Source organism: Rahnella rivi, assembly GCF_019049655.1.
GTDB classification, from domain to species: domain Bacteria; phylum Pseudomonadota; class Gammaproteobacteria; order Enterobacterales; family Enterobacteriaceae; genus Rahnella; species Rahnella rivi.
The window spans coordinates 44,757-57,270 of the sequence record NZ_JAFMOX010000053.1; the positions used below are offsets into that span (position 1 = coordinate 44,757).

The window sequence follows — 12,514 nt, forward strand, 5'->3', positions numbered from 1 at the left end:
GCGCGGGTCAGTTTTTTTGCGTTTTCGACAAAAACGCAGCAATCAGCACCGCTCCGGCCAGACCGGCTACCAAACCCGCCAGCATAAAGATGCCGCTACCCTGGGCGAAATAGAGTTTTTTCGCCACTTCGATACCCGCGGCAAACACCACAATGGTGATAAGCCCGAGCGCCGCCGCCACGGTGCCTTTCCCCGTCGGGCTGGAAAACAGTGTCAGTCGGTAAAGTCCGGCATTCACCAGCCCGGTACCCAGCGCGTACAGGCCAAGCCCGGCGATAATCCATTGCCACGCGTGGGTCATGAACAGGGCTGCACCAGCGGCGATCGCCAGCCCCAGCGTTATCGGGATCAGGCCGAGCCAGATGGGGGTACGGATGTTAACGTTGCCGCTGAGTTTGCTCAGTGCGATATTGCCAATGATGAGCCCGGTGAACACCGGCACCTGCAACCCGCCGTATTGCAGCGGCGTCATTCCGGCATCCTGAATCAGCCACACCGGCGACTGCGCGACCCATGCCAGCAGCGGCAGGGTGATAAGCCCGATGGACAGCGACCCAAGGATCACGCCTTTATTACTCAGCACTTCGCGATAATCAGCCAGCAGGCGGCGCATTGAAAAGCGGCCATCACGGCCCGTCGCTGTTTCAGGCATACTGCGCCACAACCCCCAAAATGAGAGTGCCGACACCAGCGAGAACAGGGCAAACATCATTTTCCAGGGCGCGTAATGGATGAACGCCGCACCGGCCAGCGGCCCGAGCAGCGGGGCGATAAGCGTGATATTTGCCATCAGTGCCATCAGTTTTACGCTCAGCGTTTCATCAAACGCTTCCTGAATCGCGGCATACCCCACGGCGCCGATAAAGCACAGACTCATCCCTTGTAAAAATCGCATCAGAATGAACTGTTCGATACTTTGCGTGAAGACAGTCAGAAAACAGGTCAGGGTGAAAAAGGCCACGCCGGTGAGCAATACCGGCCTGCGGCCAAGCCGGTCAGAAAGCGGGCCAAGCAGCCATTGCAGTAAAATACCGCCGCACAGGTAGGCGGTCAGTGACGTGGACACCCAGTCAGCGCTGGCGCTGAAATCGCTGATCACCTGCAACATGCCCGGCTGGATCATATCGTGGGCGATGTAGGTGGCGAATTCGAACAGCACCAGTGACAGCGGGAAGAGCCACCGGCGAACATTCAGCCCTGAGGCAGGGTCGGAAACGGACGACATAACAATCATTCTCCACGACGTAAAATCAGAAAAGCGCGGCCCTCTCAGGCCGCGCTAAAAACGCACCAAATAAATCTGTGTTTAGTATTTGTTGGCGTAGGCTGCGATCGGGTTCTCCAGCGTACCGGCGAATTTCAGGTTTTGTGCCGGATCGGACAGGTTGATCATCTGCTGATTATTCGCCAGTTGCAGACGGTTCAGGCAGGAGTGGGTGAACTCCGGACCGAACATGTCATAGCGGGCAAATTTTTCGGCCAGTTCGGGATACTGAATCTGATAATCGCGCACCACTTCCGCCACCACCTGCCAGAATTGTCCGGCAGGATAGTCACCATGCTCTTCCAGAATACGGGCGATAAAGCGGAATACCCCGGCGAAAACGTCAGTGAAAATTGACAGGATTTTCAGCTCTTCCGGGACATCCACCGCCAGCCGTTTGGCTTTTTCCGGCAGACTGGCATGCGGGTTCATCACTGCAATTTCTTCAGCAATATCCTTCATGAACGCATTCACCGGGATGTTGTTTTCAAAACGCAGGATCAGGTTTTCGCCGTGCGGCATAAACACTAAATCATACTGGTAGAAGCAGTGCAGCAGCGGGCTGAGATACGCATGCATGTAGCGCTTGAGCCAGTCGCTGGTGCCCAGACCGGAGGATTTAATCATCTCAACAATCAGCGCATCGCCATGTTTATCGGTATGCAGCAACGCGGCCATGGTCATCAGGCGCTGATTAGGTTGCAACTGCGCCACCGGGTTTTCACGCCACAAGGCCGCAAACATTTTCTTGTAGGCGCTGTCGCCTTTGATGGCCTCTTCGAAGTAATGGTTGTGATAACCGAGGGACGCCACTTCCTGTAAAATTTTGAAGCCGGTGGACTGCAGATACGTATCGTTTTCCACCAGCTCTGCCAGCCATTCATTAATGCCCGGTGTGGTCGCCATGTAATAAGGCGAAAGCCCGCGCATAAAGCCCATGTTCAGAATGGAGAGCGCCGTTTTCACATAACGGTGACGCGGCTGGCTGGCGTTGAAGAACGTACGGATCGACTGCTGTGCCAGATACTGATCTTCACCTTCACCGAGGAAAATCAGGAACTGACGGGCGATGTCCGGGGCAAAAACGGTGAGTAATTTATTCTGCCACTGCCACGGGTGCACCGGCATGAAGTAGTAGTTTTTCGGATCGACGCCGATATCCACCAGCTTTTGCGTGAACGCACAAATTTGCGCGTCGCCCAGCTCTTCGGCGATCAGTTTTTCATACGGCAAATTCTCCGTACTGGCGAAATGCGCTTTGTCGTGATGTACCGCCACCCACACTAATTTCAGCGGATTCGCGGCCTCCGGGGCATAACGCACATAATCACCGGCATCAAAACCGATGCGGCCATTGTTGGCAATAAAGCTCGGATGACCTTCCGTCATACTGGTTTCCACGGTCTGGAAATCGGCTTCTGTCAGTTGTCTGGCGGTGGTGTGATTGTTCGCCAGTTTGTAGGCGCTGCTGTAAAGCGTGCTGCTGATTTCCTCCATATAGGTCGGCAGCATGGCCTGCGAAATGCCAATCTGTTCGGCAAATTCAATGATGAATTTCAGGGCATCAAGCGGCTGCGCGGTGAAGTTGTCCAGACGCTGAATGCTGTCGAGATCGATCATCCAGTCGTTGAGAGGCAACTGGCGTGCGCGGAATCGGTATTCCACCTCAGACGCCGGAACGGCCAGCCGGTAAACGGTCCAGACGCCGTCGGACTGCAATGCTTCAGGGGCGAGCAGGCGTTCGTGGGTCAGTTCGGAAAGGCATTTACGCAACAGCAGGGCGTTAGCCCTGGACCAGATCTCAGGTTGCAGGTGCTGGCCGGATTGCAAGTGATCAGATGTCATGTGGGTGTTTTCCTTCTGGCTGGCCTGCAAAAAATCTTCACGCTGGCAAAATGCCAGCCAGGCCGTTTTGTGTGTCAGTTGAACCTGTTTCTGATAACGGAAACCGGCACGTTTATTCAGGGTGTGGATCTTCTCGTTGCGCACGTCTGGCTCGACCACCACGCGTCTGACGTCGGGCAGGCTGAACAGGTATTCCATTACCGCGGAAAACACCTGCCAGCTGAAACCGGGCAGCGGTTTTTCTGCCGGTGAAAGCAAAATGTGCATGCCGATGTCGCCCGGCTGGACGTCATAATGTTCACGCAGCGGATCATCCTGCACCGGATAGCATTCGATTAAAAAGCGCGGCTGGCCATCAATCTCGCCCATCAGCGCCGCATGGGGTTTTCCGGCGGTCAGATCACGGTAAAACGCCTCAACCTCCGCGACGCTGCTGTTCTGCATTCCCCAGAAATGGGCATAGGGACGGGTCATCCATCCGTGCAACACCGGGGCGTCCTGCGCCAGATTCAGCGGGCGCAGGGTCAGCAATCCGGCGTCACGCGGGCAGGAAAATAGGCTGGCTGGGGTTGTATCAAACATGTCCTGATCTCCTTATTTGTCTGCCAGACTGCGGGCGCAGAAAGTCTGGAAGGCGATGGATTTTTCCACTGTGTAGACTTCTTTGCCGAGCATTTCGCGGATGATGGTGCTGTTGCGGTAGCACGCCATACCCAGATCCGGCGTGACGAAACCGTGGGTATGCAGCTCGGCGTTTTGCACGAAAATCTGGTTGTGCGCATCAATGCTGTAGTTACGGTTAACGGCGTAGCGTCCGGCTTTATCCCAGCGGATGCGGTTGTGGATCCCTTCGATAAACTGCGGCGGCTGATAGCTGTAGCCGGTGGCGAGGATCACCGATTCGGTTTTGTGGCGATATTCCTGCTGCTGTTCATGGTGCAACAGGTGCATTTCAAGGGTGCCGTTGCGGTTGCGGGTGAGATCCGTCAGCTCGGAGTGTGTGTACATATCGACCTTCAGCGGTCCGTCGAGGCGCTTGGTGTACATCAGATCGTAGATATCGTTGATCAGGCTGGCGTTGATGCCTTTGTACAACCCTTTTTGTTCGCGGTTGAGCTGGTCACGTTTGCTCATCGGCAGGTCATGGAAATAATCGATGTACTCCGGCGAGGTCATTTCCAGCGTCAGTTTGCTGTATTCCAGCGGGTAGAAACGGGGGGCGCGGGTCACCCAGGTCAGATGGTAATCGTACTTTTCGATATCTGAGAGCAGGTCGTAATAAATCTCCGCCGCGCTCTGGCCGCTGCCGACCACGGTGATGGATTTGGCGTTTTGCACCTGCTCTTTATTTGGCAGGTAAGCCGAGGAATGATGCACGTTGCCACCGGCCTGACGGGCGCAGGCGGGCATCCACGGCGATGGGCCGGTGCCGAGCACCAGACGTCTGGCGCGGTAAACCTGCTGTTCACCGCTTTTGGTGGATCGCGCGTGAACCAGATAGCACTCCAGCGCGGCATCCCAGGTCACCAGTTCCACACGGGTGGAAAATTGCAGGCTGGTAAGCTGCTCGCATGCCCACTGGCAGTATTGATTGAACTCTTTGCGCATCATGAAGAAGTTTTCACGGATGTAAAAAGAGTACAACTTGCCTTGCTGCTTCAGGTAATTCAGAAAGCTGTAACGGCTGGTCGGATCGGCCAGGGTCACTAAATCCGCCATAAACGGGGTTTGCAAATGGGCACTTTCCAGCATCATGCCGGTGTGCCAGTCAAAGCCGTCATTCTGGTCTAAGAACAGGCCGTTCAGCGCGTCCACTGGCTCGGTCAGACAGGCCAGCCCGAGGTTGAACGGGCCGATGCCGATGGCGATGAAATCATAAGTTTGTGTGGTCGGGTTGATGTTCATAGTACAGCTCCTGTTACCGGTTTTTAGCGGCGCTCAGCGCGGCGGCAGTCAGTTCTTTGCCGTAATGCGTGATGAGGCCGAGCACATCGGCGATGTCTTCCGTGGTGGTCATCGGGTTGAGCAGGGTGAACTTCAGGTACTGGCGCTGATGGACTTTCGTGCCGGCAATCACCGCGCTGCCGTCGCGGAAAATCGCTTTGCGGATGTCGGCATTGATCGCATCAATCTGTTCATGGCTCATGGACAGGCGCGGAACAAAGCGGAACACCAGCGTGCTCAGTTCGGGCTTATGCAGCACCTCGATGTTCGGGTTGTTTTCCATCATCTGATGGGTTTCGATGGCACGTTGCAGCAACACGTCGAAGGACTCACCCAGCGCCTGCTGGCCCATGACGCGCAGCGTCAGCCACATTTTCAGGGCATCAAAACGTTTGGTGGTCTGAATACTTTTGTTCACCAGATTTGGCGTGCCCTCCAGCTTGGCGCTCAACGGATTGAGGTATTCCGCATGGTGGGTAACGTGCTCCAGATGGCTGTGATCGCTGACCAGAAACGCGCTGCAACTGACCGGCTGGAAGAAGGATTTGTGATAATCCACGGTAACCGAATCGGCCAGATGAATGCCTTCGATACGCTGACGATGCTGCGGCGACACCAGCAATCCGCAACCGTACGCGGCATCGGCGTGCATCCAGATTTTTTCTTTACGGCAGATCTCTGCAATCTCATTCAGCGGATCAATGCTGCCAAAGTCGGTGGTGCCAGCGGTGGCAACAATCGCAATCGGGATCAGGCCTTCGGCATGGCAGCGATCAATTTCGGTTTTCAGCGCACCGATGTCCATGCGAAACGCACTGTCACAGGCCACCGGCACCACGGCGTCATAGCCCAGGCCGAGCAGGGCGGCGGATTTTTGAATGCTGAAGTGGCTGACCTGAGAGCTGAAGATGCGCCAGCGGTTCGCTTCCGGTGGCAGCCCCTGATGCTTGATGCTGTGCTGCGGGCGGGTGCGCTTGCAGTAGCTGTCGCGTGCCAGCAGCATCGCCATGAGGTTGGACTGGGTGCCGCCGCTGGTGAAAATGCCGTCCGACTGCGCGCCGAAACCGATGCGCGCCAGCGTCCAGTCGATCACCTTCTGCTCAATCAACGTCCCGCCTGCGCTCTGATCCCAGGTATCGACGGAGGAGTTGATCGCGCTGATAAATAACTCCGCCAGCTGAGAGGGAACCACCGTCGGGCAGTTGAGGTGAGCAAGGTATTTTGGATGATGGAAATAGACGGCATGCTGGAGATATAAATCATCCAGTTCTTCCAGCGCCAGCCGGGTTCCGGCTAAAGGTTTGGTTAAATCAATATGACGAAACTGCTCAGCTAATTCAGCGGGCGACACGCCGGAAAAAGGTTTTTCCGTATGGTTTATGTGAGATTTAATTAACGCAATGCCTTGCTCGATCTGCGCCTGCCATTCCGGCGTGCTATTTTGATTGAAAATATAGCCCTGATTTTTGCTTATTTGGGTCTGCATTTCGGCAGGTGTTTGCATTAATTCCCAATTATTCATCTGGCTCATTTTGGCACCTTGTTTGTGTGGCATTTATTCCGCTGCGGGCGTGGGGCGTCCGCCCGGAATTTACAGGGATCATGTTTTGAACGTGTGCGTCTGCGGGCAGGGCCGGTGGCCACGCCTGCAAAGAGTGTGCTTTTAAAGTCTGATTTAACAAAAATTTACAGTGTTTTCTCTTGTCTGATTTCCTTAGTGCGGATTTATACAAGGATTTAACGAATGCGAATCATTATAAATGCAAATCATTATCATTCAATGTTGGCATTGAACATTTATCACATACCGGCGTATTTCATGTTTTTATGTGACGAATATCACATAACTGGCCGGTGATGAATCAAATTACTGATAATCCCAGCGGAGTAATCTGTATTTCTTATTCATTTTTAGACATTCAGACGGCAGCCTGAGAAGGCAAAAAGTTATATTTAGACGTAATAAGCGAAGGGGTAATAAAACGGAGCGGATCCACGCAGAGATAAAAACCTCATCAATATGACACCGGAATGGCAAAATAATGATCAGTTCATCCCTTGAGATGGCCTCATTAAAAACAGGGGAACGGCTTGTTTTTGGCAGAAATAAAAAAACCGGCTTTTCAGCCGGCTTAAATAATATTTTATTACAGTTTTATTTGCTGGCTTTGTGTTTATTCCACACGAAGTACGCGGCTGGTGTTAGTGGTGCCGATGGTGCTCATGACGTCGCCCTGAGTGATGATCACCAGATCACCGGAGAGCAGGTAGCCTTTATCACGCAGCAGATTCACGGCGTCCTGAGCGGCCGCCACGCCGTCGTTTTGGCTGTCGAAGAACACCGGTGTCACACCACGGTAAATCGCGGTCAGGTTCAGCGTATGTTCGTGACGGGACATGGCAAAGATCGGCAGGCCGGAACTGATACGCGACAGCATCAGCGCGGTGCGCCCCGATTCCGTCATCGAGATAATCGCCGTCACGCCTTTCAGGTGGTTGGCCGCATACATGGCGGACATGGCGATGGCTTCTTCGGTGTTATCGAATTCCACGTCCAGACGGTGCTTGGAAACGTTGATGCTTGGGATTTTTTCCGCACCCAGACACACGCGCGCCATCGCCGCGACGGTTTCAGACGGGTACTGACCGGCGGCGGTTTCCGCTGACAGCATCACGGCGTCGGTGCCGTCGAGCACGGCGTTCGCCACGTCCATGACTTCCGCACGGGTTGGCATCGGGTTGGTAATCATCGATTCCATCATCTGCGTGGCGGTGATCACCGCACGGTTCAGCTGACGGGCGCGGCGGATCAGTTTCTTCTGAATACCGACCAGTTCCGGGTCACCGATTTCCACACCCAAATCACCACGTGCGACCATCACGACGTCAGACGCCAGAATGATGTCATCCATCGCCGCGTCGCTGGCAACGGCTTCGGCGCGTTCCACTTTCGAGACGATTTGTGCATTACAGCCAGCGGCGCGCGCCAGACGGCGGGCATAGTTGAGGTCTTCACCGGTACGCGGGAAGGAAACGGCCAGGAAATCGACGTCCATTTTCGCGGCAGTAATGATGTCTGCTTTATCTTTCTCGGTCAGGGCTTCTGCGGAAAGACCCCCGCCCAGTTTGTTGATGCCTTTGTTGTTGGACAGCGGGCCGCCAACGGTCACTTCGGTGAAGACTTTCATGCCCTGAACTTCGAGCACTTTCAGCTGTACGCGGCCATCATCGAGCAGCAGGATATCGCCGGGCACGACGTCAGCAGGCAGACCTTTATAGTCGATGCCGACTTTCTCTTTGTCGCCTTCGCCTTTGCTCATGTTGGCATCAAGCAGGAATTTGTCACCGATGTTGAGGAAGACTTTGCCTTCCTTAAAGGTGGATACGCGGATTTTAGGGCCTTGCAGGTCACCGAGGATCGCCACGTGGCGGCCAAGGCGGGCGGCAATCTCACGCACTTTGTTGGCGCGCAGGATGTGATCTTCAGCCGTTCCATGCGAGAAGTTCATACGCACGACGTTTGCGCCGGCGGCAATGATTTTCTCAAGGTTGTTATCGCGGTCGGTAGCGGGACCGAGTGTGGTAACGATCTTCGTTCTTCTGAGCCTTCTGGACATACTTACTCCGTTCGTTAACTGATGCCTGATAATGTGTAAAAACAGCGAGTCCACATTGGATTAAGGTGTAATTGTCATACAAAAGAGTGTCACCTGTATGACTCGCTGACCTCCTGTCTGGCCGTCGCCAACGCACTTTGCGCGTAGATTTTCTGCCAGACTCCCTATTAAATCTGCAACTTGTTACTGATATGTTTATTTACTCAGGCTGCACCGGGATTAAGATCCCTTTATCAAAGCGCGATTCCTTCAATGCTTCTTTGACGCGCTTCAGGTTATCTCTGAATTTTGTGCCGCGGCGCAGTGTAAAACCGGTCGCCAGCACGTCAATCAGCGTGAGCTGGGCAATACGTGACACCATCGGCATGTAAACGTCGGTGTCTTCCGGGACGTCAAGCAGCAGGGCCAGCGTAGCCTCATGGGCCAGCGGGGTGTTAAAAGACGTAATGGCGATCACGGTGGCGTCATTTTCACGCGCCAGTTGTGCCAGCTCGACCAGATTTTTCGTGCGGCCGGTGTGCGAAATCAACACAACCACGTCGCCTTCGCTGGAGTTCATACAGCTCATGCGCTGCATGACGATATCGTCGAAGTAGACCACGGGAATGTTGAAGCGGAAGAATTTGTTCATGGCATCATGCGCCACGGCGGCGGATGCGCCCAGCCCAAAGAAGGAAATCTTTTTGGCCTGAGTCAGTAAATCAACGGCGCGGTTGATGGCGGCGATGTCGAGGGTGTTTTTCACCTGATCGAGGCTTGCCATGGCGGATTCGAAAATTTTGCTGGTATAGGCGCTGACGCTGTCCCCTTCGTCAACGTTACGGTTAACGTAAGGTGTGCCGTTCGCCAGGCTTTGTGCCAGATGCAATTTAAAATCTGGAAACCCTTTTGTGTCGAGGCGACGGCAAAAACGGTTTACAGTAGGTTCACTGACATCGGCCATGCGGGCCAGAGTGGCGATACTTGAGTGGATAGCAATGTTCGGTGATGCCAGGATAACTTCGGCCACTTTACGTTCTGACTTGCTCAGAATGTCAAGATGAGTCTGGATTTTTTCCAACGTATTCATAAGCATGCCACTCATAGGTTTCGACGATTTCTTTGAAAAGAGGAAATCCTGTCTGTTTGATGAAAATATACTACGCGCATTAACGTGTTGGCAGCGTCAGTCAGGCGAAATAACGGCTTTTTTTGTCAGAGTTTGACCGAGATCTAACTTTCAGTATGGTAAATTCCGTCCGGTTTTGTCATAAAATTACAGGATACAGCCGGATTTCATGGCATCCCGAAGTGTGATGATAAAAAAAGGGTTTTTACGCGGAGCCAGCGGGCAGTCAGATCAAGGTTTACGGCTTACGGGCAATCAGAGTACATTGTTGCTGAAATAAAATTACAATATGTACCCGGATATTCAGGTTGCAGCTTAAGCATTGGCAGCCCGATATATAAAAGGTATTCCTGCATTAAGGAGAAGAACATGGCGGTAACCCAGACAGCCCAGGCGTGTGACCTGGTTATTTTCGGTGCAAAAGGCGATCTTGCGCGCCGTAAACTGTTGCCTTCCCTGTATCAGTTAGAGAAAGCAGGTCACATTCACCCTGATACCCGCATCATCGGTGTCGGACGTGCGGAATGGGACAAAGCGGCCTATACCGAAGTGGTCAAAGAAGCGCTGACCACCTTCATGAAAGAAAAAATTGATCCGGAACTGTGGGAAAAACTCAGTGCCCGTCTTGATTTCTGTAACCTTGATGTCAACGATCTGAAGCATTTTAAAGTGCTGGGCAAAATGCTTGACCAGCAGAACCGCGCCACCATCAACTACTTCGCGATTGCGCCAAGTCACTTCGGCGCTATCTGCCGGGGTCTGGGTGAAGCCGGGCTGAACAAAGAGCCTGCGCGCGTCGTGATGGAAAAACCATTGGGTCACTCTCTGGAGTCTTCTCAGGTTATCAACGATCAGGTAGCGGAATATTTCGCTGAATCTCAGGTTTACCGTATCGACCATTATCTGGGCAAAGAAACGGTACTCAACCTGCTGGCGCTGCGTTTCGCCAACAACCTCTTCGCCAGTAACTGGGACAACCGCACCATCGACCACGTGCAGATTACCGTGGCTGAAGAAGTCGGTATCGAAGGCCGCTGGGGTTACTTCGATGACGCGGGTCAGATGCGCGACATGATCCAGAACCACTTGCTGCAAATTCTGACCATGATCGCCATGTCTCCACCGGCCGATCTGAGCACCGACCGCATCCGTGATGAAAAAGTGAAAGTGCTGCGTTCCCTGCGCCGCATCGATCAGTCCAACGTGCGTGAAAACACCGTGCGCGGGCAGTACACCGCCGGTTTTGTTCAGGGCAAAAAAGTCCCTGGCTATCTGGAAGAAGAAGGCGCGAAAAAAACCAGCAGCACCGAAACCTTCGTGTCTATCCGTGTGGATATCGATAACTGGCAGTGGGCGGGCGTGCCGTTCTATCTGCGTACCGGTAAACGTCTGCCGAGCAAATGTTCAGAAGTGGTGGTGTATTTCAAAAACCCTGCTCTGAACCTGTTCCGTGATTCTTACCAGCAGTTGCCGCAGAACAAGCTGACCATTCGTCTGCAACCGGATGAAGGTATCGAGATCGAAGTCCTGAACAAAGTACCGGGTCTGGAGCACAAACACCGTCTGCAAACCACCAAGCTGGATCTGAGCTTCACCGAAACCTTCAACGAACAGCATATTGCTGATGCTTATGAGCGTCTGCTGCTGGAAACCATGCGCGGGATCCAGGCGTTGTTCGTGCGTCGTGATGAAGTGGAAGAAGCCTGGAAATGGGTCGACTCCATCATGAATGCCTGGGCTGCGGAAAGTGAAGCACCAAAACCGTACCAGTCAGGGACATGGGGTCCGGTGGCGTCCGTTGCGATGATCACCCGAGATGGTCGTTCATGGAATGAGTTCGAGTAAACGCTCTTCACCAGAAAAACGCTGCTTATGCAGCGTTTTTTTATGACACATCAAGTCTTTTAGCAGTTAGGAATAGTAGTATTGTCCAATCGGGTGTGGTCGGTTTCCGCTGATTTTTTCATTCAGAAAAAGTTGCCGGACCCTGTGGCAGGGGCGCGCCATCAATCACAACGATGCCTGCGGGCATGAACGGAGAACAAGATGAAAAACTGGAAAACAAGCGCGGAACAGATTCTGACCTCAGGGCCGGTTGTTCCTGTGATTGTTATCAATAAGCTGGAACACGCGGTACCGCTGGCCAAAGCACTGGTTGCTGGCGGCGTGCGTGTGCTGGAAGTCACCTTGCGTACTGCCTGTGCGATGGATGCTATCCGTGCGATTGCGAAAGAAGTGCCGGAAGCGATCATTGGTGCGGGGACCGTGCTTAACCCTCAGCAACTGGCCGAAGTGACCGAAGCCGGTGCGCAGTTTGCCATCAGCCCTGGCCTGACCGATGCGCTGCTGAAAGCTGCAAACGCCGGGTCGATTCCGCTGATCCCAGGTATCTGCACCGTGTCTGAACTGATGATGGGTCTGGATGCCGGTCTGCGTGAGTTCAAATTCTTCCCTGCGGAAGCTAACGGCGGCGTGAAAGCGTTGCAGGCAATCGCCGGGCCGTTCCCGCAGGTGCGTTTCTGCCCAACCGGTGGGATCACACCGAAGAACTACCGCGACTATCTGGCGCTGAAAAGCGTGCTGTGCATTGGCGGTTCGTGGCTGGTGCCTGCTGACGCGCTGGAAAGCGGCGATTACGCACGCATTACTGAATTAGCGAAAGAAGCCGTGTCGGGCGCTGCCAGCTGATTTATCGCTCAGAAATAAAAAAACCTCCAGTTCGGAGGTTTTTTTTCG

8 protein-coding genes are annotated in these 12,514 nt (G+C 53.7%); 2 read left to right on the plus strand and 6 right to left on the minus strand.

The genetic code is table 11. The features are described 5' to 3' along the window. Positions 1–7 precede the first annotated feature (7 nt). The 6 genes from J1779_RS07650 to J1779_RS07675 form a co-directional block, all read right to left on the minus strand. Positions 8–1,225 carry an MFS transporter gene (locus J1779_RS07650; RefSeq protein WP_217203381.1) on the minus strand — a complete coding sequence of 406 codons (1,218 nt, stop codon included), beginning with the start codon at positions 1,223–1,225 and terminating at the stop codon, positions 8–10. A gap of 81 nt (positions 1,226–1,306) precedes the next feature. Beyond that, positions 1,307–3,691 carry a GNAT family N-acetyltransferase gene (locus tag J1779_RS07655; protein WP_217203383.1) on the minus strand — a complete coding sequence of 795 codons (2,385 nt, stop codon included), beginning with the start codon at positions 3,689–3,691 and terminating at the stop codon, positions 1,307–1,309. A 12-nt stretch (positions 3,692–3,703) separates the two neighbouring features. After that, positions 3,704–5,014: a lysine N(6)-hydroxylase/L-ornithine N(5)-oxygenase family protein gene (locus J1779_RS07660; RefSeq protein WP_217203385.1), complete on the minus strand. Its 1,311-nt coding sequence runs from the start codon at positions 5,012–5,014 to the stop codon at positions 3,704–3,706. A 13-nt stretch (positions 5,015–5,027) separates the two neighbouring features. Continuing rightward, positions 5,028–6,584, minus strand: coding sequence for a pyridoxal phosphate-dependent decarboxylase family protein (locus J1779_RS07665; protein ID WP_274388800.1), 1,557 nt, complete (start codon positions 6,582–6,584; stop codon positions 5,028–5,030). A 643-nt stretch (positions 6,585–7,227) separates the two neighbouring features. Then, the gene (gene pyk / locus J1779_RS07670; RefSeq protein ID WP_056770023.1) at positions 7,228–8,670 is read right to left on the minus strand and encodes a pyruvate kinase; all 1,443 of its coding nucleotides are present in this window, start codon (positions 8,668–8,670) and stop codon (positions 7,228–7,230) included. Positions 8,671–8,869: 199 nt separating this feature from the next. Beyond that, complete coding sequence (locus J1779_RS07675) at positions 8,870–9,739, minus strand: MurR/RpiR family transcriptional regulator (RefSeq protein WP_056771891.1); 870 nt, start codon at positions 9,737–9,739, stop codon at positions 8,870–8,872. 408 nt (positions 9,740–10,147) lie between these two features. On the opposite strand from J1779_RS07675, the gene zwf reads away from it, so the two are divergent. Both zwf and J1779_RS07685 read left to right on the plus strand, forming a co-directional pair. Beyond that, positions 10,148–11,623: a glucose-6-phosphate dehydrogenase gene (gene zwf, locus J1779_RS07680; RefSeq protein ID WP_056770028.1), complete on the plus strand. Its 1,476-nt coding sequence runs from the start codon at positions 10,148–10,150 to the stop codon at positions 11,621–11,623. Between the two features lie 201 nt (positions 11,624–11,824). Continuing rightward, on the plus strand, positions 11,825–12,466 hold the full coding sequence (locus tag J1779_RS07685) for a bifunctional 4-hydroxy-2-oxoglutarate aldolase/2-dehydro-3-deoxy-phosphogluconate aldolase (RefSeq protein WP_056770031.1): 642 nt from the start codon (positions 11,825–11,827) through the stop codon (positions 12,464–12,466). Positions 12,467–12,514 lie beyond the last annotated feature (48 nt).